This window comes from Streptomyces spongiae (assembly GCF_009377185.1).
Taxonomy (GTDB): Bacteria; Actinomycetota; Actinomycetes; order Streptomycetales; family Streptomycetaceae; genus Streptomyces; species Streptomyces spongiae.
In genome coordinates this window covers 1-24,118 of the sequence record NZ_VJZC01000095.1, presented here as the reverse complement: position 1 = coordinate 24,118, position 24,118 = coordinate 1, and the positions used below count along the sequence as shown (strand labels likewise).

At 69.6% G+C, this 24,118-nt stretch carries 23 protein-coding genes; 11 read left to right on the top strand and 12 right to left on the bottom strand.

The window, feature by feature from the left end; genetic code table 11:
- Positions 1–58: 58 nt before the first annotated feature.
- The 3 genes from FNH08_RS16325 to FNH08_RS16315 form a co-directional block, all read right to left on the bottom strand.
- Entirely contained in the window at positions 59–874 is an 816-nt protein-coding gene (locus FNH08_RS16325; RefSeq protein ID WP_322724620.1) for an SAM-dependent methyltransferase, read from the bottom strand.
- A 97-nt stretch (positions 875–971) separates the two neighbouring features.
- Entirely contained in the window at positions 972–1,358 is a 387-nt protein-coding gene (locus FNH08_RS16320; RefSeq protein ID WP_152772202.1) for a PPOX class F420-dependent oxidoreductase, read from the bottom strand.
- A gap of 55 nt (positions 1,359–1,413) precedes the next feature.
- Positions 1,414–2,058: an HAD family acid phosphatase gene (locus tag FNH08_RS16315; protein ID WP_152772201.1), complete on the bottom strand. Its 645-nt coding sequence runs from the start codon at positions 2,056–2,058 to the stop codon at positions 1,414–1,416.
- 231 nt (positions 2,059–2,289) lie between these two features.
- Between FNH08_RS16315 and FNH08_RS16310 the strand changes: the two genes are divergently transcribed.
- From FNH08_RS16310 to FNH08_RS16300, 3 genes are all read left to right on the top strand, one after another.
- A complete protein-coding gene (locus FNH08_RS16310; RefSeq protein WP_322724618.1) occupies positions 2,290–3,312 on the top strand; it encodes a hypothetical protein in 1,023 nt (340 codons plus the stop codon).
- A gap of 89 nt (positions 3,313–3,401) precedes the next feature.
- Entirely contained in the window at positions 3,402–3,968 is a 567-nt protein-coding gene (locus FNH08_RS50765) for a GNAT family N-acetyltransferase (RefSeq protein ID WP_322724617.1), read from the top strand.
- Positions 3,969–4,066: 98 nt separating this feature from the next.
- Positions 4,067–5,434 carry a S1 family peptidase gene (locus FNH08_RS16300; RefSeq protein ID WP_152772200.1) on the top strand — a complete coding sequence of 456 codons (1,368 nt, stop codon included), beginning with the start codon at positions 4,067–4,069 and terminating at the stop codon, positions 5,432–5,434.
- A gap of 141 nt (positions 5,435–5,575) precedes the next feature.
- On the opposite strand, the gene FNH08_RS50760 is transcribed toward FNH08_RS16300, so the two are convergent.
- Both FNH08_RS50760 and FNH08_RS16295 read right to left on the bottom strand, forming a co-directional pair.
- Entirely contained in the window at positions 5,576–5,737 is a 162-nt protein-coding gene (locus FNH08_RS50760; RefSeq protein ID WP_194238500.1) for a hypothetical protein, read from the bottom strand.
- A gap of 78 nt (positions 5,738–5,815) precedes the next feature.
- Positions 5,816–6,994 carry an ROK family transcriptional regulator gene (locus tag FNH08_RS16295; protein ID WP_152772199.1) on the bottom strand — a complete coding sequence of 393 codons (1,179 nt, stop codon included), beginning with the start codon at positions 6,992–6,994 and terminating at the stop codon, positions 5,816–5,818.
- 169 nt (positions 6,995–7,163) lie between these two features.
- Between FNH08_RS16295 and FNH08_RS16290 the strand changes: the two genes are divergently transcribed.
- From FNH08_RS16290 to FNH08_RS16275, 4 genes are read left to right on the top strand one after another with little or no spacing between them, the layout of a single operon-like run.
- A complete protein-coding gene (locus FNH08_RS16290; RefSeq protein WP_152772198.1) occupies positions 7,164–8,120 on the top strand; it encodes a carbohydrate ABC transporter permease in 957 nt (318 codons plus the stop codon).
- Positions 8,121–8,138: 18 nt separating this feature from the next.
- On the top strand, positions 8,139–9,068 hold the full coding sequence (locus FNH08_RS16285) for a carbohydrate ABC transporter permease (RefSeq protein ID WP_152772197.1): 930 nt from the start codon (positions 8,139–8,141) through the stop codon (positions 9,066–9,068).
- Between the two features lie 10 nt (positions 9,069–9,078).
- On the top strand, positions 9,079–10,422 hold the full coding sequence (locus tag FNH08_RS16280; protein ID WP_152772196.1) for an ABC transporter substrate-binding protein: 1,344 nt from the start codon (positions 9,079–9,081) through the stop codon (positions 10,420–10,422).
- A 49-nt stretch (positions 10,423–10,471) separates the two neighbouring features.
- Positions 10,472–11,674, top strand: coding sequence for a Gfo/Idh/MocA family protein (locus tag FNH08_RS16275; protein WP_152772195.1), 1,203 nt, complete (start codon positions 10,472–10,474; stop codon positions 11,672–11,674).
- Positions 11,675–11,712: 38 nt separating this feature from the next.
- Here the strand turns inward: FNH08_RS16275 and FNH08_RS16270 are convergent, their stop codons facing one another.
- Positions 11,713–12,408 carry a L,D-transpeptidase family protein gene (locus tag FNH08_RS16270; protein WP_152772194.1) on the bottom strand — a complete coding sequence of 232 codons (696 nt, stop codon included), beginning with the start codon at positions 12,406–12,408 and terminating at the stop codon, positions 11,713–11,715.
- Positions 12,409–12,587: 179 nt separating this feature from the next.
- Here FNH08_RS16270 and FNH08_RS16265 point away from each other — a divergent pair, with 179 nt between their 5' ends.
- The gene (locus tag FNH08_RS16265) at positions 12,588–13,079 is read left to right on the top strand and encodes a carboxymuconolactone decarboxylase family protein (protein ID WP_152772193.1); all 492 of its coding nucleotides are present in this window, start codon (positions 12,588–12,590) and stop codon (positions 13,077–13,079) included.
- A gap of 126 nt (positions 13,080–13,205) precedes the next feature.
- Here FNH08_RS16265 and FNH08_RS16260 read toward each other — a convergent pair whose 3' ends face one another.
- The 6 genes from FNH08_RS16260 to FNH08_RS16235 all read right to left on the bottom strand — a co-directional run bounded on the left by FNH08_RS16260 (position 13,206) and on the right by FNH08_RS16235 (position 21,088).
- A complete protein-coding gene (locus tag FNH08_RS16260) occupies positions 13,206–14,000 on the bottom strand; it encodes an aminotransferase class IV (RefSeq protein ID WP_152772192.1) in 795 nt (264 codons plus the stop codon).
- A gap of 11 nt (positions 14,001–14,011) precedes the next feature.
- Positions 14,012–15,190: an FAD-dependent monooxygenase gene (locus FNH08_RS16255; protein ID WP_152772191.1), complete on the bottom strand. Its 1,179-nt coding sequence runs from the start codon at positions 15,188–15,190 to the stop codon at positions 14,012–14,014.
- On the bottom strand, positions 15,187–16,758 hold the full coding sequence (locus FNH08_RS16250; protein ID WP_152772190.1) for a class I adenylate-forming enzyme family protein: 1,572 nt from the start codon (positions 16,756–16,758) through the stop codon (positions 15,187–15,189). The genes FNH08_RS16255 and FNH08_RS16250 overlap by 4 nt, the downstream gene beginning before the upstream one ends.
- 71 nt (positions 16,759–16,829) lie before the next feature.
- Entirely contained in the window at positions 16,830–18,356 is a 1,527-nt protein-coding gene (locus FNH08_RS16245) for a benzoate-CoA ligase family protein (RefSeq protein ID WP_152772189.1), read from the bottom strand.
- Entirely contained in the window at positions 18,353–20,479 is a 2,127-nt protein-coding gene (pabB, locus tag FNH08_RS16240; protein WP_322724615.1) for an aminodeoxychorismate synthase component I, read from the bottom strand. Before pabB ends, FNH08_RS16245 begins: the two co-directional genes overlap by 4 nt.
- A 30-nt stretch (positions 20,480–20,509) precedes the next feature.
- A complete protein-coding gene (locus FNH08_RS16235) occupies positions 20,510–21,088 on the bottom strand; it encodes an antibiotic biosynthesis monooxygenase (RefSeq protein ID WP_322724622.1) in 579 nt (192 codons plus the stop codon).
- Between the two features lie 219 nt (positions 21,089–21,307).
- On the opposite strand from FNH08_RS16235, the gene FNH08_RS16230 reads away from it, so the two are divergent.
- The 3 genes from FNH08_RS16230 (at position 21,308) to FNH08_RS16220 (ending at position 24,075) form a co-directional block, all read left to right on the top strand.
- Positions 21,308–22,087, top strand: coding sequence for a DUF3050 domain-containing protein (locus tag FNH08_RS16230; protein ID WP_194238499.1), 780 nt, complete (start codon positions 21,308–21,310; stop codon positions 22,085–22,087).
- Between the two features lie 231 nt (positions 22,088–22,318).
- A complete protein-coding gene (locus FNH08_RS16225) occupies positions 22,319–23,329 on the top strand; it encodes a permease (RefSeq protein ID WP_322724621.1) in 1,011 nt (336 codons plus the stop codon).
- A complete protein-coding gene (locus FNH08_RS16220) occupies positions 23,326–24,075 on the top strand; it encodes a TIGR03943 family putative permease subunit (protein ID WP_322724614.1) in 750 nt (249 codons plus the stop codon). Before FNH08_RS16225 ends, FNH08_RS16220 begins: the two co-directional genes overlap by 4 nt.
- Positions 24,076–24,118: the final 43 nt, after the last annotated feature.

Genomic DNA, 24,118 nt, shown 5'->3' with positions numbered 1-24,118 from the left:
CGGCACCCGTTCGGGTGCCGTCCCCGGGCCGCCGGGTCGGAGACGAGCGCGTTCCCCCTCAGGGCTTGCGGGCGACGCCTCCGAGGGCGATCACCTCACCCTTGGAAGGGGCCAGTGAGGGGTCGGGGCGCCAGTCCGTGATGGGGACGACGCCGGGGTCGAGCAGGTCCAGGCCGTCGAAGAAGCCGGCGAGCTGCTCCGGGCTGCGGAGGCGGTAGGGGGCCGCGCCGGTCTCGTTGTAGAGCCGGGTCGCTTCGGCGTTCGCCTCGTTGGTGTCCACGCTGTCGTTGAACGCGAGGTAGCTGCCCCTGGACAGCGCCCCCATCAGCGTGCCGATGACGGCGCGTGCCTGGTCGTAGTCGGCGATATGTCCGCTGACCTGCATCAGGGTGAGCGCGACCGGCTGGGAGAGATCCAGCGTCCTGGCCGCTTCCCGCAGCACGGCGTCGGGGTCGTGCAGGTCGGTGTCGATGTAGCCGGTCACGCCCTGGGGCGTGCTGGTCAGCAGGGCGTGCGCGTGGCTGAGCACCAGAGGGTCGTTGTCGACGTAGACGACGCGGGCCTCGGGGGCCACCCGCTGGGCGATCTCGTGCGTGTTGTCCGCCGTCGGAAGTCCGGTGCCGATGTCGAGGAACTGGCGGACGCCGGCCTCGCCGGCCAGGTGGCGCACGGCGCGGCCGAGGAACGCCCGCGAGTCGCGGGCCAGGTCGGTGATGCCGGGGAAGATCTTGCGGAAGGCGTCGCCCGCCTCGTGATCGACGGGGTAGTTGTCCTTGCCGCCCAGCCAGTAGTTCCAGATCCGGGCCGAATGCGGCACCGTCGAGTCGATCTTCGCTAACGCCGCTGTGTCAGGGGCGGACCGATCCTGCGACACCCGACAACCTCCTTGAGGCGAACCGTTGTTGAGGATGGAAGTACCCGTGGCATACTCCCAACCACCTTCGGTGACCGTCCAGTTGAAGGCAGAAAGTTCAGGGCGTCAGCGAGAGGCGCAGTCCGACCGTGCCTTCCTTGCCGCGGCGTACACGGCTTCCCAGGAGGCTGAGGCGGCCGACGAGTCCGTACTTGCGGGCGATGAGCCGGCGGTACTGCTCGGTCGTGGCGGGGTCGACGATCTCGGCCCGACCGGGGACCTGCTCGCCGGTCGGGTTGCCGCGCAGATCGCAGGGGCCCACGAGGACGTCGGCGCGGTTGCGGATCCGTTTGACCTTCCAGGAGTCGCTGACCGTCCAGACGCCGAGCGCCTCTCCGTCCCGTACCACCCACACCGGGGTCGCCACGGGCGTTCCGTTTCGGCGGTAGCTGGTGATCAGCACGTACTTGCCCGCACCGAGTGTGTCCAGCGTGGTCTCGTCCATGACTGGAGTGTAGGCGGGCCGGGTGAGTCTCCGGCCCGCACGGTTCCGCTTGTGGTCAGGACAGCTGGCCGTCGTAGTCGGGCAGCTTGAAGGTGCGTTCCGCGTGGCCGCCGACGAGGTCGGTGTCGTTGTTGCCGATGTTGGCGATGATCGTGTAGCCCTTGGCCTCGATCTCCGCGCGCTTGCTGGTCTTGTAGGCGCTGACCTCGTCGAACAGGTCGGGGAGGTCGCGCACGTAGAGACCGGAGACGGGGTAGCCGACGGTCTTGAGGTTCCAGTCGGTCAGGCTCTCGATGATGCCCGGCCGGGCGGTGACGAAGAAGATGTCGACGCCACGGGAGCGGGCGTAGGTGGCCAGGTCGAGCGAGGGCTTCAGCGCCGGGGTGGGCAGCTGGTACCAGGGGTGGAAGTCGGTCTCCAGCGTGGTGTTGTCGATGTCGAAGACGACGGCGAGCTTCCGTCCCGCGGTGCCCTGGGTGCGCTGCTGGATGTAGGGCTTCGCCTGGTCGATGACGGCCTTGACGTCGCGCTGCCAGGTGGCGTAGTCGACGTCGGCGGCGGCCTGGGCCGCGGTCACGCTCGCCGTGGCTTCGGAGGGGGCCGCGACGGCGGACCCGGCAGTGCCGATGGTTCCCCCGGCCCCGAGTACCACGACCACCGAGACCGCGCCGATCCGGCGCACCACACCGCGTGTTCTCATGCCCGTCCCCTTCTCCAGTCGGAAGCGGCGACGGGTACCACCGTCGCCGCGCTCGTCATGGTCATGCCCATCAGTGGCGCGGAGTCAACGTAGAAGTTACCGATTGGTAGACGGCGTCTTGTGGATCAAGCGGGAACGCCGTGGCCCGTCCGGGCCGGGACGAAAACGCCTCGCCAGGCGTTCCGGTGGTGGGGGAGGATGTTCTCGGGCAGACAGGCAGGGGGCAGAGCTGTGGCTCATGTGCGCGCGAGCCTGGTACGGGCCGTTCCCGGTGGGCGGCTCATCGAGATCGCCTGCGACGAATCAGGATCGGACGGCGAGAACCTCACCGGCGGGAACACGGATGTGTTCGCGCACGCGAGCGTGCATCTGCCTGTCGAATTCGCCGCACATTCCCTCCAGGAGATACGGGACCGGATTCGCTCCCCGGCCGAGGAGTACAAGGCGAACCACCTGCTGCGGGAGAAACACCGCACGGTTCTGGAGTGGTTTCTCAAGCCCGACGGCCCGCTGTACGGGCACGCTCAGGTGCACCTGACGGAGAAGCCGTTCTTCGTGGTGGACCGCATGGTCGACCTGCTCGTCGGCGATGCGGGAACGACAGCCGTCACGCTCTACCGGGAGGGCCGCGACGCGTTCGATGCCGAACAGTGGCGGGATTTCCTGGAATCCTCCAACAATCTTCTGCGGGTACGGAACGACGGCGAGTCCGACGCCCCGGTCAACACCTTCTTCCGCACGGTCGGCGCGTTGTCCCGGACGTATTCCGGCGACGACGACGGAAACGGGCTGGGGGACATTCTGGCCGCGCTCCTGGCAGCACGTTCTCGTGCCGACGCCTATCGGGCGCGGATCGTGGAAACGCCCGGCGTCTACCCCGTACTCAATCCGCTGCTGCCGGCCATCGTGCGGACGGCGGCCCACTGGAGCGGTACCGGCCGCCCCGTCTCACTCGTGCACGACCGGCAGAACATGCTCACCGAGGAGCGCATCGCCTGGCTGAAGGAGACGGCCCGGCTCGCCGGTCTGCGGCTCGTCGTCGCGCGTTCGGATCCACGGGTGCAGCTCGCCGACTTCCTCGCCGGCATCGCGCGCAAGATCGCCTCGGACGAGCGGGGCGGCCGCGGCGACGCCCGGCTCACCACGCTCCTGCGCCCGTACGTCGACCACACCTCCGTGTGGGGCGACGACCGCAGCTGGGCGGTGCTCGGTCCGGCCACCGACGGCGACCGGACCATGGCTCCTCACCTGTGAAGATCCACGTTGTGCCACCGGACGGCAACGCTCCGCTCTACATTGCGCGGTGACATTGGCATCGCACAGCACCCCCAGGAGCCGCGCCCGTGACGCAGACCCCGGACCTCTCGCACCGCCCCTCCGAGTCGACGACGGCGATCGAGTGGGTGAAGCTCCAACTGGACGTCGACGCCTTCGACCTGGCGCGGTTCCAGCCCTACGTCGACACGTGCCGCACCTCCGGCATCCGGCTGACCACGCTCTCCGAGCTCGGTGACACGCCCGAGCACCGGCGCGCCCTGTACGAGCTCAACAAGGAGTGCTCGGCGGACATCCCACAGCGCGGCGAGTTCTTCCCGTACGACGAGTACCACCGGCGGCGCTTCGACGCCCCCGGCTTCGATCCGCGAGGTGTCGTGCTGGCCCTCGACGGCGGCGCCTGGATCGGAATGGCCGCCACGTCGGACCAGCGGGCCTCGGGGTTCGTCTTCAACGAGATGACGGGGGTACGGGCCCCCTACCGCGGGCGGGGCATATCGGTGGCGATGAAGACGTACGGCATCGGGTTCCCCGGGCTCTGCGGGGTGAGCACGGTCCGTACGCTGCACCACCCGCTGAACCTGTCCGCGATCGCGATGAACCGGACGATGGGATACGTCGACGCCTCGTGGTGAACGCCCGGGCCCGCCCGCACGTATGAGGGTAGGGCGCTCAACGACGGGAGCCCTGGCGGTGGTTGACGCCGTTCAGCGCGGGGTTCGGGAGCCATGGAATGAGGCACGCACGACGACGGGTCGTCCGGCGAGTGACGCGGCTGGCGGCCGTCGGCGGACTGCTCTGCGGAGGACTCATGGTCACGCAGGCGGCCATGGCGAGCGAGACATCCTCCACGACCGCTCCCCCGACGAGCACGGCCAGAACCGTGGCCGACACCGGCTCGGGGCTCGTGACCGAGCTCGGTGACTCCCGTACGGCGGGCTCGTGGATCAGTTCCGACGGAGAGCCGGTCGTCGCGGTCACCGACGAGGAGGCGGCGGCCGAGGTGAAGGCCGCGGGCGCGCGCCCCAAGATGGTGAGCCACAGCATGGACGACCTCAACTCCGCGACGAAGAAGCTGAAGTCGGCGCCCCGGGTGGCGGGCACCTCCTGGGCCATCGACCGCTCGTCCAACGAGGTCGTGGTGCGCGGCGACAGCACCGTCTCCAAGGACGACTGGTCCCGGATGACCCGCATGGCCGAGGAGATCGGCGGCGCGGTGCGGATGGAGCGCATCGAGGGCAGGTTCACCACCCGGCTCAACGGCGCCCAGCCGATCTTCGCGACCGGCGGACGCTGCTCGGTGGGCTTCAACGTGACCAACGGCCAGGGCAAGTTCATGCTCACGGCCGGGCACTGCGGACCGGCGGGCTCCGTGTGGTTCAGCGACACCCAGGGCAACCAGCAGATCGGCCGGACCATCACGTCGAACTTCCCGGGCGCCGACTTCTCCCTGGTGCAGTACGACCGGGACGACGACAGCGAGTCCTCCAACGTGGTGGCCATCGGTGAGGGGCGCGGTGTGCGCATCACGTCGGTGGCCGATGCCACGGTCGGCCAGAAGGTGTTCCGCAGCGGCAGCACCACCGGGCTGGCCGACGGGGAGGTGACCGCGCTCAACGCGACGGTGAACTACCCGGAGGGCACCGTCTCGGGACTGATCGAGACCACGGTGTGCGCCGAGCCGGGCGACAGCGGCGGCCCGCTCTTCTCGGAGAGTGTCGCGCTGGGAGTGACGTCCGGTGGGAACGGGGACTGCGACTCCGGCGGTACGACGTTCTTCCAGCCGCTCTCCAAGGCGCTCACGGCGCTGAACGTGAAGCTGGCCGGGGTGTCCGACCCCCCTGCGGGTCAGACCTCGCCGTCGGACTCCGCGTCGCAGGGGGCGGTGCCGCCGGAAGGGGCGCAGCCGGGTGCGGTGGAGCCGGTGGATCCGTCGGAGGCGGTGAACACGCTGCTGGAGCGGCTTTCGGATCCGCGGAACGTGGGGCCGGGGTTGCTGGTGATCGCGGGGAGCCTTGTGGCGTTGGTCGCGACGAGGTACTTCCGTACGGAACAGGAACGGAACGCCTACCGGCGGCAGTACGCGCGGAGTTGGGGGTGACTGGCTGTCGGCCTGTTGGCTGACTGCCGGCCGGCTGAGTACGGGCCTCGTCTGCCGGGCGGGGTCCGTTGCCGTGTGTGGGTTGTGTGGGGCTGGTCGCGCAGTTCCCCGCGCCCCTTAAGGGCGCCCCTGCGGGGCGCTTCAGCTTGCCGCCGCCCACTCCGTCACCAGGCGCTGGTACTCGCGCCGTTGCTCGACGTTCAGCGTGCCGCCGGTTCGGGACCAGAGTGCCCGGATCTCCTCGTTGACCTCGGCGGCTGTTCTCTTCGGCCTTTCCAGGACGATTTCAGGACTGGTGGACATGTTGTGAGCCTACGGTGTCGGGCGTGAGGTCCAGGTGAGTAAAGGCGACGCTTCGGGCATTACGGAACGTGAAGCTGATCACTCTGCGTTCGCACCACCGGGCTGGGCCGTGCCGAGCACCAGCACCTGGATCGCCAGTACCGCGGCTCCGCGCGCCCAGTCGTGGAAGTCCGACACCTTGGTCTCCAGCGGGACCGGGGCGGCGAGCGGGTGGCGGTGGGCGCGGACCGTTTCCCACACCGCTTCTCCGGCCACGTCGATCAGGCCGACGCCCTCGCCGGCGAGCACGATCTTCTGCGGCATGACGAAGTTGGAGATCTGGGCGAGCAGTGTGCCCAGGGCGCGTGCCGCCTCTTCGATGACGCGCGCCGACATCGGCTCGCCCGCGGCGGCGGCTTCGAGGATCTCCTCGTAGGTCAGGTCGCGACCGGTGGCGGCCCGGATCTGGTAGCGGATGCTGGAGATCGTCAGCAGGGAGACCGCGCTGCCGCGGGCGCCCTCGGGGGTGAGCGGGCCGCTGGGGTTCACGATCCAGTGGCGGCCGAATCCGCGGTCCTCCTCGGCGCAGGGCACCCGCCGACCGCCCAGGACGAGTCCGTAGCCGATGCCCGCGCCGATGGTGAGGACGACGAAGCGCTCCAGGCCGCGCCCGCCACCGAACCAGGTCTCGGACTCGACTAGCGCGGCGACGTCGTTCTCGACGACGACCGGCACTCCGGTGCGCGCCTCGACGAGTTCGGCAAGACGCACGTCGCGCCACGAAAGAAAGGGTGACTCCCCGACCACGGAGCGGTCCTGGACGAGGCCGCCCACGCCGATACCGATACCGGCGAGCCCGGGGTGGGCGCGGGACAGGTCGGCGATCATCTCGCCCAGCTGGTCGGCGACGAGGTCCGGGTCGTGCGTGGTGAGCGGGCGGTCGTAACGGGCGACGATCTCACTCCTGAGCGTGGTGACGACGCCGTAGACCATGTCCTCGGTGATCTTGAAGCCCACGAAGGACCGGGACTCGGCGACGATGTCGAGCGGCTGCGAGGGGCGACCCTGCCGCACCTCGGCGAGCGGGGCACCCTCGGGAACCTCGATGAGGAGGCCCGATTCGAGCAGTGGCTTGGTCAGCCGGGTGAGGCTTCCGGCCGAGAGGCTGAGCCTCCTGGCGATCTCGGCGCGGGACAGCGGGCCGTGCACGAGCACCTCGAGCGCCACCGCTCGTTCCCCGGCGCTGAGCGGCAGCCAGCTGGCGGTACCTGTGGTCATAGAGGTCAGACTCCCACATGGTCGTTTGTTTCACGGTGGAAGTAACACCCTCACTCTATGACGGGATCTCCGCCCGAGAAAAGATCTGGGCACAAGGCTTGACGCGACAATACTTTCGCGCCAAAAGTAAGTGCACCCGAGGACGAGCCGCCGATGAGGGAGCCCTCCGATGACCGTCGCCTCCAGCAGCCCACCATCACGCCTACCGCTCAGCGGTGCCGGGGCCGTGGCACCCGCCAGGAAGGCGAAAACCCGCCGCCCCGGCGGTGACGGCGCCCTAGCGGCCGTCTTCATCGCTCCGGCGATGCTGGGCTTCCTGGTGTTCCTGCTCTGGCCGACGCTCCGCGGCATCTACCTGAGTTTCACGCGCTACAACCTGCTGACCCCGGCGGAGTGGGTGGGCCTCGACAACTACGTCCGCATGGTCAACGACCCCATCTTCTGGGACTCGTTGAAGGTCACCGTCGAGTACGTCGTCATCAACATCGGCATCCAGACGGTCGCGGCCCTCGCCATCGCGGTCCTGCTCCAGCGGCTGACCCAGTCGGCCGTGCTGCGGGGCATCGTGCTCACGCCGTACCTGATGTCGAACGTCGTCGCCGGCATCGTCTGGCTGTGGATCCTGGACACCCAGCTCGGCATCGGCAACGAGATCATCTCGGCAATCGGTTTCGACCGCATCCCGTTCCTGGGCGACGAGACGTGGGCGATCCCGACGATCGCGCTGATCAACGTGTGGCGGCACGTCGGCTACACGGCCCTGCTGCTGTTCGCCGGTCTCCAGGCCATCCCGAACGACATGTACGAGGCCGCCAAGGTGGACGGCGCGAGCGAGTGGCGGATGTTCTGGCGGATCACCATGCCGCTGCTGCGTCCGGTACTCGCGGTCGTGCTGATCATGACCGTGATCGGGTCGTTCCAGGTGTTCGACACCGTCGCGGTGACCACGGCGGGCGGTCCCGCGAACGCGACCAACGTCCTCCAGTACTACATCTACGGATCCGCCTTCGGCCGCTTCCAGTTCGGCTACGCCTCGGCGATGTCCGTCGCCCTGCTGGTCGTGCTCAGCGCGATCACCGTCCTGCAGTACCGGCTCACCCGGGCCGGCCAGAGCGACCTCGGCTGACGGAAAGGAGACACCGACATGGCTGCCGTGACCACCGCGACAACTCCGACGCCGACCGTACGACCCGCCAGGCGCAGGTTCTCCCTCGGGCGAGCCGCCGCCTGGACCGTGATGACGCTCATCGTCCTCATCACCCTGCTGCCGTTCTACTGGATCCTGCGTACCGCGCTCTCCACCAACGCGGGCCTGAACGCCGACCCCACCAACCCCCTCCCCGTCGACCTCAGCGGCAGCGGTTTCCAACGCGCCCTCGGACTGCAGTCGGCGAAGGAGGCCATCGCACAGGGCGGCACGGGCGGCGGGCTCGACTTCTGGCGCTACCTGCTCAACTCGGTGGTCGTCTCGACCCTGATCACCGGCTGCCAGATCTTCTTCTCCGCGATGGCCGCCTATGCCTTCGCGCGCCTGCGCTGGCGAGGCCGGGACAAGGTGTTCGGCCTGTTCCTGGCCGGGCTGATGGTGCCGACCATCTTCACGCTGCTGCCGAACTTCGTGCTCATCAAGCAACTCCACCTGGTGGACACTCTGTTGGGCATCGCTCTGCCCACCCTCTTCATGACGCCGTTCGCGGTGTTCTTCCTGCGGCAGTTCTTCATGAACATCCCCACGGAGGTCGAGGAGGCGGCGCTGCTCGACGGCGCCGGGAAGGTCAAGATCTTCTTCCGGGTGATCCTGCCGATGGCGTCCACGCCGATCATCACGCTGTCCGTGCTGACGTACATCACCTCGTGGAACGACTACTTCTGGCCGCTGATGGTCTCGTACAGCGACAGCTCGCGCGTGCTGACCGTGGCGCTGGCGATCTTCCGGGCCCAGACCCCGGCGACCGGCGTGGACTGGTCGGGGCTCACGGCGGCGACGCTCATAGCCGCGCTGCCGATGCTGGTGCTCTTCGCCTGCTTCGCCCGCCGCATCGTCAGCTCCATCGGCTTCACCGGGATCAAGTGAGGGAACACTGATGCGACTTCGTACGCTGACCGCGCTGGCCGGAGCGCTGACACTGTCCCTGGTGACCGGCTGCGCGAAGGGCGACTCCACAGGAGCGTCCGCGAACACGGTGACGTACTGGCTGTGGGACGCCAACCAAGTGCCCGCCTACCAGGCCTGCGCGCAGGGTTTCGAGAAGGAGAACCCGGGGCTGAAGGTGAAGATCACCCAGCTGGGCTGGAGCGACTACTGGACCAAGCTCACCGCGGGCTTCATCGCGGGCACCCAGCCGGACGTGTTCACCGACCACATCCAGAAGTTCGGCCAGTTCGCCGACCTGCAGGTGCTGGAGCCGCTCGACGACCTGGACGTCAAGGCCTCCGACTACCAGCCGGGCCTCGCCGCCAACTGGATCGGCCAGGACGGCCACCGCTACGGCACCCCCAAGGACTGGGACACCGTCGCGCTCTTCTACAACGACAAGATGGCGAAGGCCGCCGGTCTCACCGCCGACCAGCTCAACGACCTTTCCTGGAACCCGAAGGACGGCGGCACCTTCGAGAAGGCCATCGCCCACCTCACCATCGACAAGAACGGCAAGCGGGGCGACGAACCGGGCTTCGACAAGAACAACGTCAAGGTGTACGGCCTTGCCACCCAGGGCAGCGGCATGGCCGACGGCCAGACGCAGTGGAGCCCCTTCACCGGCTCGGCCGGGTGGAACTACACGGACAAGGCGCGCTGGGGCACGAAGTACCAGTACGACAGCAAGACCTTCCAGTCCGTCATCAAGTGGTACTTCGGCCTGGCCAAGAAGGGCTACATGGCGCCCTTCTCCGACTACAACATCCAGTCCAACCAAGGCAACACGCAGATCGCCGCGGGCAAGGCGGCCGCCGTCTTCGACGGTGCCTGGATGATCTCCACCTACAACGGCTTCAAGGGCAAGGACATCAAGACCGCCCTCCAGCCCGTGGGCCCGACCGGCAAGCGCGCCACGATGATGAACGGCCTCGCCGACTCCATCTCCAAGGCGTCCAAGAACAAGGCGGGCGCCCGGAAGTGGGTGGCCTACCTGGCCTCCGACAAGTGCCAGAAGGCCGTCGGCAAATACGGCGTCGTGTTCCCCGCCACCCCGGCAGGCACCGAGGCCGCCATCGCCGCCTACAAGAAGAAGGGCCTCGACGTCTCCGCCTTCACCGAACCCGTGGACGACAAGCAGAACTTCCGGACCTTCTCCTACCCGATCACCAACTACGCGGCGGACGTACAGGCGCTCATGCAACCCGAGATGGAGGCCGTCTACGGCAACGGCAAGCCGGTGAGCAGCCTCAGCGAGACCAACGACCAGATCAACCTGATCCTCGACCAGTGACTCGATCAGCAGTCGACCAGTCACTCGACCAGTGAAGGGCACGCCTTACATGACGTTCTCCCTCGGCATCGTCGGCGCCGGCCAGTTCTCCGGCCAGTTCGCGAAGCTGTTCCTGGCCCACCCCGGGGTCAGTGACGTGTACGTCACCGACCTCCTGCCGGAGCGGGCCGAGCAACTCGCCGCCGCCGAAGGCCTGACCGGTACCTTCCCCTCGTACGAGGCGATGCTGGAGTCGGCGGACGTCGACGCGGTCGCCATCTTCACCCAGCGCTGGACGCACGGTCCGCTGGTGGTGCAGGGCCTGAACGCCGGCAAGCACGTGTACTCCGCCGTCCCCATGGCGATCACCACGGAGGAGATCGCGGCGATCATCGACACGGTCAAGGCGACCGGGCTGACGTACATGATGGGTGAGACCAGCCAGTACAACCCGGCGACCGTGCACGCCCGCAACCAGATCGCCCAGGGCGCCTTCGGGCGGATCTTCTACGCCGAGGGCGACTATGTGCACGACATGGACCTCGGGTTCTACGAGGCGTACCAGTACAGCGGTGGCGAGAACTGGAAGGCGACGGCCAGCTATCCGCCGCTGCTGTACCCGACGCACTCGGTGGGCGGGGTGCTCGGAGCCTGGCAGACGCACGCGGTGAGCGTGTCCGCGATCGGGGTCGTCGACGGGCGGGGCGACGGCGTCTTCGACAAGGACGTCAGCCAGTTCGGCAACGACGTCTCCAACGCCACCGCGCTGTTCGAGGTGGCGGGCGGCGGTTCGTTCCGTACGAACGAGTTCCGGCGCGTCGGCTATCCCTCGCACATCCGGGAGTCGCGTTTCCGGTTCTTCGGGACGGACGCCAGCATGGAGCAGCTCGCCACGGTGGCCCTGTGGCAGGACAAGAAGGGGGTGAACGACATCAGCGAGCTGCTGGAGCCCAAGCCCACCCTGTCCCCCGACGATCCGTCGCTGCAGCACATCGCGCCGGACCTGCGGGCCGCCTTCACCTCCGGGTCGGCTCCCGTGCACGACCGGTCGCGTCTGCCCCGGGAGTTCGACAACCTCCACAACGGGCACGAGGGCAGCCACCACTTCCTCGTGGACGACTTCGTGACCGCGGTCAACACGCGGACACTTCCGTCCGTGAACGCGTGGGTTGCCGCCCGCTACACCCTGCCGGGCATCGTCGCGCACGAGTCCGCGCGGCAGGGTGGGGCGAGGCTGGACATTCCCGACTTCGGGGACGCGCCCGAGGTGTGACGGGCCGGTCCGTGCGTGAGCCGGGTGCCTGAGCTGCGTCAGGTGCCCGGCTTGCGGCCGTACACGTACACGTCGTCGTTCGTCTTCAGGAGCGACCAGTACTTCTTCGCGTCGGTCTTGGTCATGTTGACGCAGCCGTGCGAGCCCGGCGGGTTCCACACACTGACGCCGACCGAGTGGAAGGCCTGGCCGCCGTCGAAGAACTGGCTGTAGGGCATGGGCACGTCGTAGATCGACGAGACGTGGTCGATGTCCCGCCAGTAGATCTTCTTCAGCCCGGTGCGGGTCTCGTAGCCGTCCCGTCCGGTACGGACCGGTACCGGTCCGTACACGAGCCGGTCGCCGTCCTGGATCCAGCTGAGCTGGAGCGTGAGGTTGACGCAGGCGATGCGGCCCTTGTTGACGGGGCAGGTGCCGTTCCTGTTGGGGTTGCTGCCGACGGCCTTCTGCTTGAGCATGAGGTCCATGACGCCCCAGGTGACGGGGCCGGCGTAGCCGATGTTCGGCGTGATGCCGTGCTTGGTCTGGAAGGCCTTGATCGCCTGGCAGTCGGTGGCGGACTGCCGGCCGTCGACGGGCCGGCCGAGGAACTTCTCGACCTGCTTCTGGTACGGGCCGGTCGACGTGGTGCAGCTCGCCGCCTGCGCGGGAGCGGTGCCCAGTGCGAGTGTCAGCGGTGCCACCAGTCCGGTGATCCCGAGTGCGACGGCGCCCCGTCTGCGTATGTCCCCCATGACGGACCTTTCTCTGTATGTGCCGGCGGCCGATTCTGCTTCCTAGACACTCGGTCCGGGGAGGGGGTTGTGGGAAGACTCACGCCGATACGAAACGGTGACACGTCGCGATGATCACACTGCGGTAATTCACTTGGTTTTCGGTTCGGGAACCGTATCTCGGGGATAGAGTTCTCCTCATGACCAACAGTGATTCGATATCCCGCGTGGCCCTGAAGAAAATCACCCCCGACGTGTCCGGGGCGATGGGCTCCCTGCATGCCGCCGCCGTTTCCGCGGCCCAGGACGCGAAGGTCGAGCCGGAGCTCCTGGAACTCATCAGGATTCGGGCGTCGCAGATCAACGGCTGCGCGTTCTGCCTCGACATGCACACCAAGGACGCCCGCGTCCAGGGCGAGACCGAGCAGCGGATCTACGCCCTGAACGCCTGGCGGGAGACCCCGTTCTTCAGCGCGCGGGAGCGCGCCGCCCTGGCGTTGACCGAGGCGGTGACGCTGGTGCACGACGGTCACGTGCCCGACGCGGTGTACGCGGAGGCCGCGGAGGTGTTCGACGACCAGCAGATCGCCGCGCTGATCTGGGCAGCCACCGTCATCAACGCCTACAACCGGATCGCGATCGCCACACGGATGGTTCCGGGCGCCTATCAGCCCGTCCAGAAGCAGGGCTGACCCTCCGGAAAATAATATCCAGGAATACCCGGTGGGGAATTCCTGGATATTCGGGCACAACTTATCGCGCCGGGCCGTGTCTCTTTCGGCCCGGCGCTTCGTTGTTTCCGCGTTTGTCCCGTGAATTCAGTGGTCCGGCAGGGGCTCCATGATGTCGTCCAGCCACTGTCGCCATTCCGGGGCACGCACGGCGGGGCCCGCGGTCATCGGGCGGCCGGTCCATGCGCTCACGGGGCGGATCCCGTGGAGGGCGTTGACGAGCCACACCTCACGCCCGTCCAGCTCCGCGAGGGTGCGCTCGTGGTGGGCGACCCGGATGCCGGTGCGCGCGGCCCGTTCCTGGACGAGCGCCATGGTCACCCCGGCCAGGACGGGCAGTCGCGGCGGCGGCAGGCACAGGGTGTCGTCCTCCCACCACAGCAGGCTGGCGTTCGCCGCCTCCAGCACCACCCCGGAGGGCGCGATCAGGACCGCCTCGTCCGCGTCCGTCCCGGAGGCCCGGCCGCGGACGCGGGCCAACGCGTCCAGGTCGGGTCCCTTGCGGCGGGGCACGGTGCGCGGGTCGGGCTGGCCCGCCGCCCACACCCGTACGTCCGTGCGGAGCGGGGGCGCGTGCCGCAGCAGCAGCCGCAGCTCCAGGGAGCCCGCGGCGAGCTCCACGCGGGGGAACCACTCCCCCGTGCGCGGCAGCGCGGCGGCGATGTCGTGCCAGAACTCGATGAGCCGCCGCAAGGGAGGCGCGCCGCACTCGCCGCAGGCCCGCAGGAAGCGTTCACGGTGCCGGTCGAAGCCGCGCACCCGCCCGTCACGCAGCAGCCAGGAGTCCGCGACGAGCAGCCGTCCGCCCTGCGGCGGCGCGGGAGTAAGACCGCGGTTGGGTGACCATGCCAACAGTCCCTCCGCGATGGCAGGTTGCGTCAATGGGGGTCCCTTCAGTACTTGCGGCCGGCGGCGGCCGGGGAGCCGTGCCGGGGTCCGTAGGGTGCGTGCTCCAGCCAGGCGCCGCACCGCGGTACGACGGGGGCGAGGGCCGCCGCCGCGCGCTGCTTGGCGCGCACGACGCGCCGGTGGGGCCGCAGGTGTTCCAGGGCCGTGCCGGCGGCTTCGCTGTTGAAGAGGCCCGCCTGGCGCCGGAGTTCGGCGAAGGAGGCGACCGCCTCGGGGGTGCCGTCGGCGACGGCCCGCGCCGCTGCGGCCGCGTCCGCGATGCCGCTGTTCATGCCGCGCGCCCCGAAGGGCGGGAAGAGGTGGGCCGCCTCGCCGACGAGCAGCACCCGGCGGGCCGGGTCGGTGAAGGATGCCGCGACCTTGCGCAGGAAGCGGTACGTCGACACCCACAGGACGCGCTCGTCGTACCCGTCGCCCACGACCGAGGGGAGCCAGCGCCGTACGGCGTCCTCGGTGCCGTACTCCTCCTGCCGGTCGTCGTCGCGGCACTGCAGGTCCACCTGGAAGCCGCCGGTGAACGGCACGCGCATCACGCTGCGGCCGTCCAGTTCCGGGTGCTCGTAGTGGAAGACCCGCTCCAGCGGCAGTTCGGCGCCCGGGATGTCGGCGACGTCCACGACGACGTGGAAGCCGTCGCCGTGGGTGCCCTCCATGGCGATGCCGAGTTCGCGCCGTACGGTCGAGCGGGCGCCGTCGGCGGCGACGGCGTGGGTGCCGGTCCACACGCGGCCGTCCTCGTCGGTCAGGGCGACCTCGTCCGGGGTGACGCGCACACCCGCGACCTTGGCGCCCCACACGAACTCCACGCCGGCGTCCTCGCAGGCGGCGAGCAGGAACCGCTCGGTGTCCACCTGGCGCAGGCTGGTGAAGGGCGGGATGCCCGTGGGAGGCGGGAAGGTGCGGGCGTACACCTCGCGCCCCCGGTAGAGGGTGCGTTTGGTGTGCCAGGTCTGCCCGTACCCGGTGATCTCGGCGGCGAGTCCCGGGCGCATCCCGTCGAGGAGTTCGAGGGTCTCGCGGTGCACGAACAGGGCGCGGCTGCCCGGCCGTTCGCGGCCTTCGGGGTCGGCCTCAAGGAGCGTCACGGGGAGGTCCCGGGCCCGCAGGGCGAGGGCCGCCGACAGCCCGACGGGGCCCGCGCCGACGACGAGGGCCCGGCTCATGCAGCCGTGCTCTCGGCGAGCATGCGGGTGATCTCGACCCGCTTGACCTTCCAGGTGGCCGTCATCGGCAGGTCCTCGAACTTCCACTGGCGTGGCTCGGCCATCGCGGGCAGGTCGGCGGTGGCCTCCTGCCAGCGGTCCATGTCGAGGGGCCGCTCACCGCGTACGCACACCACGGGTACGGGTTCGCGGTCCGCACCCGGCACGATGACGACCTCGCGCAGTTCCTCGAGGCGGGACATCAGGGTGTCCTCGACCTCCAGGTTGCTGTGCACGGAGTCGATCTGGTCGATCTCGCGGTCGATCAGGTACAGGGCGCCCCAGCGGCTCTGGTAGCCCATGTCGCCCATCTCCCACCAGCCGTCGTTGAGTTGGCGGAGGTAGCGGTCGCGGGCTCCGAGGTAGGTGAGGATGCGGCCCCGGGTGCGGGCCTCGATGCGGCCCTGTGCTCCGGGCCTGACCCGCCTGCCGGACTCGTCGGCGACCCGCACCCGGGTGAAGCCGGGGATGCCGATGCCGACCCGGCGGCCGTCGGCGCGGGCCGCGCTGCGGCGGGTGAACCACTGGAAGGCGACCGGGCCGGTCTCGCTCTGCCCGTACAGCTGGATGAGCCACGGCGAGCGCCGCTGCGAGGCGTCCAGGAGCCGCTGCACGGTGCGCGGGTGGATCGCGTCGAACGTGGAGCCGTAGGAGCGGACGCGGGACAGCGGGGCTCCGGGCGCGTCGACCAACTCCTCCCACAGGACGAAGGTGTTGGGGTGGGTCTCGACGATGCCGGGGCGGTGCCGGGCGAGGATCGGGCCCACGGACGACGGGGCCGGGTCGACGATCAGGACCAGCGGGCTGCCGAAGTGCAGCAGGACGCCGAGCAGGTGGTAGAAGCGCGAGTGCACGAACGACATGTGCAGGGCGGCGGTCTCGCCGCGGGTGGGCCAGCCCATGGCCTTCTGCGGGACGAGCCGGTTCCACATGGTGTTCGGGCAGTGCACGGCGAGCTTGGGGACGCCGGTCGTGCCCGAGCTGTGCGTGATGAGGGAGGCATCGCGGGGGTGGAGCCGTACCGGCGCGGGGGTCGCGGCGCCCGCGTACTTCTCCAGCGGCTCGGCTCCGGGCGCGTCGTCCACGGACAGCGTCCGCCGTACGACGTCGGAGAGCTCGACGTCCTTGAGCGGGCCCTCCAGCTTGGCCCTGTCGGTGATCAGCCAGGGGCGGTGGAGGCGTTCGAGGAGCTGGCCGACCACGGGGCCCGCGAGACCCGGCGAGAGGAGGACGGGGACGGCTCCGATACGGGAGACGGCGCAGGTCAGCAGGACGATGTCGACGTTGTCCGTCTTGTGGACCACCACCTCCTCCGAGGGCCGCACCCCGGCTTCCCAGAGACGGCCGGAGAGTTCGTCGACCACCTCGGCCAGCACCGTGTAGGTGAGGTCGACGCCGAGGTCGGGGTTGACGTCGAGCGGCCGGTCGAGGGTGACGAAGACCCCGCCGTGGCGGTCGGCCGCCTCCCGGAGCATCGCGCCGAGGTAGAAGCCACGATCGGTGGGGAGCAGGGGCTGCGGCTGTCGCATGTGCCCAGTCCTTTCTGCGGAGTGCGCGGGCACGAGTCGGGGGCCACCGGCGGTTCTGGGTGGGGTCATGGTCACCACGCGCCCTGGCGGACGAGGTGACGGCGGAGCTTTCCGGTGGAGGTGCGGGGCAGGGACGGGACGAAGCTGACGCTGCGGGGGACCTTGAAGGCGGCGAGCTTGTCGCGGGCCAGGCAGATGAGTTCGGCTTCCAGGCCCGCCGGGATCGGGGTGGCGGGGATGACGAAGGCCCGCAGCCGGCTGGCACCGCGCTCGTCGGCGACGGCGGCGACCGCCACCTCCCGGACCGCCGGATGGGTGCGCAGGAGGGCCTCCACCTCCAGCGGGGAGACGGTGATGCCGCCGACCATCTCCATGTCGTCGGCCCGGCCCAGGTGCCGGAAGGTGCCGTCGGTCTCGCGGCGGGCCCGGTCCCGGGTGTTCAGCCAGCCGCCGACCAGGGCGCGCTCGGTCTCCTCGGGGCGGTTGAGATAGCCCGGGGTCAACGTCGGGCCGCGGACCCAGAGTTCGCCGGCCTCGCCGTCCTGCACCTGGCTGCCCGAGCGGTCGCGCAGCTCGACCTCGAAGCCGGGGACGGGACGGCCGACGGTGCCGGGGTGGTTGTGCTCGAAGCTGTTGGCGCAGAAGGCGTGTCCGGCCTCGGTCGAGCCGATCTGTTCCAGTACGGGCGCGCCGAGCAGTTCGGTGACCTGCTTGCCGAGGCCCGCGGGCATGCCCTCACCGGCCGACACGGCGGCGCGCACCGAGGCGAAGCACGCCTCGTGCCCGTTGCCCCGGTCCGCGACGAGCGCGGCGTACGCGGACGGCACGGAGTACAGCAGGGTCACGCGGTGCCGGGCGACGAGCTCGTCCACGGCGGCCGGCGTGGGGCGGCGGTCCACCAGGACGGCGGAGGAGCCGGAGAAGAGCGGGAAGACGAGGGCGTTGCCGAAACCGTAGGCGAAGTACAGCTTCGACACCGACAGCGTGACGTCGTCCTGGGTGACCCTCAGCAGCCGCCTGCCGATGAGGTCGTGGTACGTCTTCGGGTCACCGTGACAGTGGACGACTCCCTTGGGGCGGCCCGTGGTTCCGGAGGTGTACTGGATGTAGAGAGGGGTGTGCGCGTCCACGGGGTGGGCGTCGGCGGCCGGAAGTGCGGTCGAGCTGAGCGCGATCAGCTGGTCGGCGCCGAGGCGGGAGCGGCGCGGGAAGCGGTCGTCGAGTCCCGGCCCGGTCACGCAGAGGGCGGCCTCGGTGTCCTCGGCCATGAACTGGTGCTCGGGCGGGGTGAGTTCCGGGTTGACCAGGACGGCGACGGCACCGAGCCGGGCGGTGGCGAGGAAGGCCGCCACCCAGGCGACGGAGTCGGGCAGGGCGAGCAGCACCCGGTCGCCGGGACGTACTCCGTGGTCGTCGAGCACGGTGGCCGCGCGGGCCGCGAGGTCGTGCACCTCGCCGTGGGTGAAGGCGCGGTGGCCCTGGTGGAACGCGATCCGGTGGGTCCACTCGCGGCGCTCGGAGAGCGCCCTGAGATGGGCGGCGAGGTTGCCGGGCGCGGACATGTCGGCGGGGACGAGGGTGGGCTGCGGCATCGTCATCGGGCCGGCTCCTCGGCGGCGGCCCGGAGGGCGGAGCATTCGGCCTGTTGCTGATGGGCCCGGATCTGGGCCGCGGTCTTCAGCAGCATCTCGTCGTACTCGGCGACCGGGTCGGAGTCCAGGACGATCGCGCCGCCGGCCCCGAGGTGCATACGGCCCTCGGTGAACACCGCGGTGCGGATGACGATGTTGAGGTCGGCACCGCCGCTGCACCCGAAGTAGCCGAGGGCTCCGGAGTACACACCGCGGGCCTCGGTCTCCAGTTCGTCGATGATCTCCATGGTGCGCAGCTTGGGCGCGCCGGTCATCGAACCGCCGGGGAAGCAGGCGCGGACGGAGTCCACCGCGCCCGTGCCGTCGCGCAGGCGTCCCTCCACGGTGGAGACCAGCTGGTGCACGGTGGCGTACGACTCGGTGGCCATCAGGCGGGAGACACGGACGCTGCCGGTGGCGCAGACGCGGCCCAGGTCGTTGCGGAGCAGGTCGACGATCATGAGGTTCTCGGCGCGCGTCTTGTCGTCCGCGGCCAGCGCGTCTCTCAGCCGCGCGTCCTCGTCGGGCGTCGCGCCGCGCGGTGCGGTCCCCTTGATGGGCTTGGCCTCGGCGATGCCGTCCCGGGTGATCCGCAGGAAGCGCTCGGGTGAGGAGCCGGCCACGTCGAGGTCCCCGAACCTCAGGAAGGCCGCGTACGGTGCCGGGTTGAGGCGGCGCAGCACCCGGTAGTAGTCGTACGGCGCGTACGGCACGTGTAAGCGGGCGGCGTTGGTCAGGCAGATCTCGTAGCTGGTGCCCGCCCTCAGCTCGCGTTGGCAGGCCTCGATGTCCGCGAGGTAGGTCGCCCGGTCGCGGACCAGCCAGGGTTCGGCCGCTGCGGGGTTCGGCTCGGTGGGCGTGGCCGGGGCCGGGACGGCGGGGGCCACGAAGGTGAGCTGGGCGGTGGCGGTGTCGAGCCAGTCGGCGGCCTCGCGGGCTGCCTGCGGGGTGTCCTCGGCGAGGCAGACGGCGTAGGTGCAGCCCTCCTCGTGGTCCACGGCGATGAGCCGGTCGGCGAACAGCCAGCAGGAGTCCGGGGTTTCGGCCCGGTGGCGGTTCGGCGAGCCGCAGTCGGCCTTCGTCTCGTAGCCGAAGTAGCCGACGTAGCCGCCGGTGAAGTCGAAGGGCAGCCCGGTGCCGTCGACGCGACGGGTCGTCAACTGCCGCTTCAGGTAGTCGAAGATGCTCGCGCGGACCTTGCGCGGGGGCTGTCCGGGCCGCTCGACCTCGCAGACCCCGGCCTCGACGTCGTAGCGCACGAACTCCCCGAGGGGGCCGGTGCCGTCGCCGAAGAACGAGAAGCGGGCCCGTCCTTCCTCCACCTGGGAGCTGTCGAGCCAGAACGCGCGGGGCGCGTCGGCGCACATGCGGGTGAACGCGGCCTCGGTGTCGATCGCCGTGGCGATACGCCGGGTGTGCAGCCGGTAGGTCGGGCTGGGGGCCCGTCGCTGACGGGGGATCGCCGCCGCGGAGGGGGGGACCGCGGTGTTCTTCGTGCGCGGGCTGGAGGCCCGTTCCGCCGTCATGTTGCGGAAGTTGACGAGCATCCGGTGTCCGTAGTCGGTGAGCACGGACTCGGGGTGGAACTGGACGCCCCACAGGGGCCGGGTGCGGTGCCTCAGGCCCATGACAACCCCGTCCTCGGACCAGGCGGTGGCCTCCAGGGTCTCGGGCAGCGGCTCGCTCACCGCCAGCGAGTGGTAGCGGACCGCTGTGAAGTTCTGGGGCAGTCCCTGGAACAGGTCCCGGCCGTCGTGCCGGACGGCGGAGAGGTACCCGTGGCGGGGCTCGGGCGCGGGCTCCACGTTCCCCCGCTCCCCCACGGCGATGCCCTGGTGGCCCAGGCAGACGCCGAGGACGGGGATGTCGGCCTGGGCGATGACCCGTGCGGCGATGCCGAAGTCCCGCGGCTCCGCGGGGTGTCCGGGTCCCGGCGACACCACGACGTTGTGGAATTCCCGAAGGTCCGGAATGCCGTCGGGCGGGGTGTCGTTCAGGACTACCACCGGTTCCTCACCGTTGACCTCGGCGATCAGCTGGAACAGGTTGTACGTGTACGAGTCGTAATTGTCGATGAGCAAGGTCTTCACCTGCCCACCCCCCTTTGATCGTTCGCGGGCCTAAGCGGCCCGTCGTTTGTGCCGTCCGCGGAGTGCCTGGAGCGGCGGGTACAGCCATTTCTTGAAGAAACGCTGCAGTCTCGGCATGAGAATCCACGTGACGATGGCTGTCACGGACAGACACAGCAGCAGTGTACGGAAAAGAGGATTAAGACTGTTCAGATATGGGAGTACGGTCAGATTGAATAAGAGTACGGGCGGGAAGACCGCACTCATGTTGACGAACCAGAGTTTCCATTTCGGTGGCGGGCGGGGTGCGGCCGGGGTCACGGTCTGGGAGTCGAACCACTCCTTGGAGCCGGTCATGCTCCGCCGGCCGGTCTCCCGTCCGACCGACTCGAGCCGGGCGGCCCACTCCGCCCAGGTGACCGAGTTCTCCCAGGCCCGGGCGGAACCATCGCTGTCGAAGCGGTAGACCACATGCCAGTCCGCCTCTCCGTCGACCAGTACGCCACCGCCGAGGAAACCCGGCTGCCGCGCGCCCGCACGCAGCACGGCCCACCCCCAGGAGTGGAAGTCGGCCTCACGGCCCGGCGCCACGCGATACGCCACGGTGACGGTAACGGGATTCCTGCTCACCCCGTCGAGTACGGATAACGGCCACGTCACGTTCAAAGATTCAACGAAGAATTTTCGACTGTCCGAAACGTAACGGCATGTCACCATTTCATCCTGCTTGATGCCATCTGGCGAACCATACTGCGGGTAACTTTCCCAGAATCCTCGAAAGCGGTTGCCGGGTCGGTAAAGAAAGGAGCAGGATCGCCATCCGGCTCGTCAGGGAAACAAAGGAGAGCCATGTCCCGATACGACTGGAACATGAACCACGAGGGAATTGATCGGGCCCGTGCGGCGATCGAGCCCACCCGAAAGGAAGTGACCACTCACCCGATCTACCAGCGGATGAGAAGTCGCGCGGACATGGCCACGTTCCTGGAACACCACGTGTTCGCGGTATGGGACTTCATGTCGCTCCTGAAATCACTCCAGCGGGAACTGACCTGCGTGGACGTCCCCTGGGTGCCGCGCGGATCAGAGGTGAGCCGGCGGCTGATCAACGACATCGTGCTGGTGGAGGAGAGCGACGAGCTGAACGGCGGCTTCACCAGTCACTTCGAGCTGTATCGCGCGGGCATGGACGAGGCGGGGGCGAACACGTCACGGATCGACACCTTCCTCGATCTGATCAAGGAGGGCCACGACGTGTCCGCCGCCCTGCGCGTCGCCCAGGTCCCGGGCCCGGCAGCCGAGTTCGTCCGCACGACCTTCGAGATCATCGCCGACCGGCCGCTGCACTGCCGCGCCGCCGCGTTCGCCTTCTCCCGGGAGGACCTCATCCCGGACATGTTCGACCAGGTGATCAAGGAGGAGGGCACCGACCGCTTCCCGCTCTTCCGCGACTACCTCGCCCGCCACATCGAGGTCGACGGCGAGGAACACACCCCGATGGCCATGCAGATGGTCGCCGACCTCTGCGGCGAGACCGACACCCGCTGGCAGGAGGCGGCTCAGACGGCGACGCTCGCCCTGGAGGCGCGGATCCGGCTGTGGGACGGCATCGTCGAGGCCATGGAGTGACGGGACCGGGCTGAGAACCCGCGACGACCCCCTCGGACCGACGGCCGTAGGACGACGGCCTCGGGCCGAGGGCTGTGGGGAGCCGCCCGCGCTGGGGTTGCGGGCGGCTCCCCCACGATCTCGAACGGCCCCGACTCGGGCAACGAGTTGAGCAGCTGTAGCGTGACCGGCGTACTGGAAGGGGAGGGCAACCGGCCCACCACGCCCTTCCCGCCGGAGGTACCCGATTCCGTGACCGTCACGAAGGCAGCGCCACCCCGCCCCGACCGCCCCGACGCGGACGAGCCGCAGGGCAGGCAGCTCAACTCACCCCTCGTCCTGACCATGCTGCTGCTCCTGGTGGTCGCCCTGCAGGGGCAGATCCGCGGGGCCCTGGCCGCGCCGGTGATGCAGAGCTGGATGACCGTGTTCGTGGCGGTGGTGGTGCAGGCCCTGCCCTTCCTCGTGCTCGGTGTGCTGCTGTCGGCGGCGCTCGCGGTGTTCGTACCGCCGTCGTTCTTCGCCCGCGCCCTGCCGAAACGACCCACGCTGGCGGTGCCGGTCGCGGGGATGGCCGGCGCGGTGCTCCCCGGCTGCGAGTGCGCCTCCGTGCCGGTGGCCGGAGCGCTGGTACGGCGGGGCGTCACCCCGGCGGCGGCGCTGGCCTTCCTGCTGTCCGCCCCCGCGATCAACCCGATCGTGCTGACCGCCACCGCCGTCGCGTTCCCCGGCAACCCGGAGATGGTCCTCGCCCGGTTCGTGGCCAGTCTGCTGGTGGCGTGCGCGATGGGCTGGCTGTGGCACCGGCTGGGCCGCACCGACTGGTTGAAGCCTCCGTCCCGTCCGTCGACGGACGGCCTCGGCAAGGGGGCCGCGTTCTGGGGGTCCGTACGGCACGACGTGATGCACGCGGGCGGTTTCCTCGTCGTGGGCGCGATGGCCGCGGCCACGCTCAAGGCCGTGGTCCCGGAGCACTGGCTGCGGAGTGCGGCCGACAACCCGGTGGTGTCGGTCCTCGCGCTCGCGATCCTCGCCGTCCTGCTGTCGATCTGCTCGGAGGCGGACGCGTTCGTGGCGGCGTCCCTGTCGCAGTTCTCGCTCACCGCCCGGCTGGCCTTCCTCGTCGTGGGGCCGATGATCGACCTGAAGCTGTTCGCGATGCAGGCGGGCACGTTCGGCCGCGGTTTCGCGCTGCGCTTCGCCCCGGCCACGTTCGCGCTGGCCGTCCTGATGTCGGTCCTGGTGGGGGCGGTGCTGCTGTGAACCGCCAGGCCCAGGCAGTCGTCCTGTTCCTCGTCGGCGTGGCCGTGCTGCGCGCCGGCTTCACAGACCTCTATCTCCGGTACGTCAAGGCCGGGTTGCAGCCACTGCTCCTCCTGGCCGGTGCCGTCCTGATCGTCGCGGCCGCGGCGACCCTCTGGTACGACCGGCGGCCCCCGCACACAGCCGACGGCGGCGAAGCGGAGCACGACGAGGGCCACGAGCACGGCCACGCCCACCGTGAACCGCGCGTCTCCTGGCTGCTCGTCCTGCCACTGGTCGCCCTCATCCTGGTCGCCCCGCCCGCCCTGGGCTCCTACAGCGCGATGCGCGCGGGCACCGCACTGCAGCAAACGCCCTGGGGCTACCCGAAGCTCCCCGCGGGCGACCCGCTCCGGCTCAACCTGGCCGACTACGCCGGACGCGCGGCGTACGACCACGGGCGCTCCCTCGGTCACCGCCACGTCAAGGTGGCCGGCTTCGTCGCCCTGGACAAGAACGGCACCGCCTATCTCGTCCGTATGGCCCTCAACTGCTGTGCGGCGGACGCCCAGCCGGTCAAGGTCGGCCTGTCCGGGAACCTGCCGCCCGTCCTGCAGCCGGACACCTGGCTGGAGGTCACCGGCACCTATACCGGCAAGCGCATCAAGGACCCCGTCAACGACGGCGTCATCCCCTTCCTCGAGGTCGAGAAGGCCAAGCCGGTCAAGGCCCCGCGCGACCCGTACGACGAGAGCTGGAACGGCTGAGGGCCGCACCGGCTCAGTGGCCCGGCGGGGGCGGGTGCCGAAC

What these genes read in the sequence shown, in the direction of transcription:
- FNH08_RS16255 (WP_152772191.1), bottom strand. Translation starts at nt 15,190, where the DNA reads ATGAGCCGGGCCCTCGTCGTCGGCGCGGGCCCCGTCGGGCTGTCGGCG.
- FNH08_RS16320 (WP_152772202.1), bottom strand. Translation starts at nt 1,358, where the DNA reads ATGGACGAGACCACGCTGGACACACTCGGTGCGGGCAAGTACGTGCTG.
- FNH08_RS16290 (WP_152772198.1), top strand. Translation starts at nt 7,164, where the DNA reads ATGACCGTCGCCTCCAGCAGCCCACCATCACGCCTACCGCTCAGCGGT.
- FNH08_RS16230 (WP_194238499.1), top strand. Translation starts at nt 21,308, where the DNA reads ATGTCCCGATACGACTGGAACATGAACCACGAGGGAATTGATCGGGCC.
- FNH08_RS16295 (WP_152772199.1), bottom strand. Translation starts at nt 6,994, where the DNA reads ATGACCACAGGTACCGCCAGCTGGCTGCCGCTCAGCGCCGGGGAACGA.
- FNH08_RS16315 (WP_152772201.1), bottom strand. Translation starts at nt 2,058, where the DNA reads ATGAGAACACGCGGTGTGGTGCGCCGGATCGGCGCGGTCTCGGTGGTC.
- FNH08_RS16250 (WP_152772190.1), bottom strand. Translation starts at nt 16,758, where the DNA reads ATGCGACAGCCGCAGCCCCTGCTCCCCACCGATCGTGGCTTCTACCTC.
- FNH08_RS16270 (WP_152772194.1), bottom strand. Translation starts at nt 12,408, where the DNA reads ATGGGGGACATACGCAGACGGGGCGCCGTCGCACTCGGGATCACCGGA.
- FNH08_RS16280 (WP_152772196.1), top strand. Translation starts at nt 9,079, where the DNA reads ATGCGACTTCGTACGCTGACCGCGCTGGCCGGAGCGCTGACACTGTCC.
- FNH08_RS16300 (WP_152772200.1), top strand. Translation starts at nt 4,067, where the DNA reads ATGAGGCACGCACGACGACGGGTCGTCCGGCGAGTGACGCGGCTGGCG.
- FNH08_RS16265 (WP_152772193.1), top strand. Translation starts at nt 12,588, where the DNA reads ATGACCAACAGTGATTCGATATCCCGCGTGGCCCTGAAGAAAATCACC.
- FNH08_RS16285 (WP_152772197.1), top strand. Translation starts at nt 8,139, where the DNA reads ATGGCTGCCGTGACCACCGCGACAACTCCGACGCCGACCGTACGACCC.
- FNH08_RS16275 (WP_152772195.1), top strand. Translation starts at nt 10,472, where the DNA reads ATGACGTTCTCCCTCGGCATCGTCGGCGCCGGCCAGTTCTCCGGCCAG.
- FNH08_RS16245 (WP_152772189.1), bottom strand. Translation starts at nt 18,356, where the DNA reads ATGACGATGCCGCAGCCCACCCTCGTCCCCGCCGACATGTCCGCGCCC.
- FNH08_RS50760 (WP_194238500.1), bottom strand. Translation starts at nt 5,737, where the DNA reads ATGTCCACCAGTCCTGAAATCGTCCTGGAAAGGCCGAAGAGAACAGCC.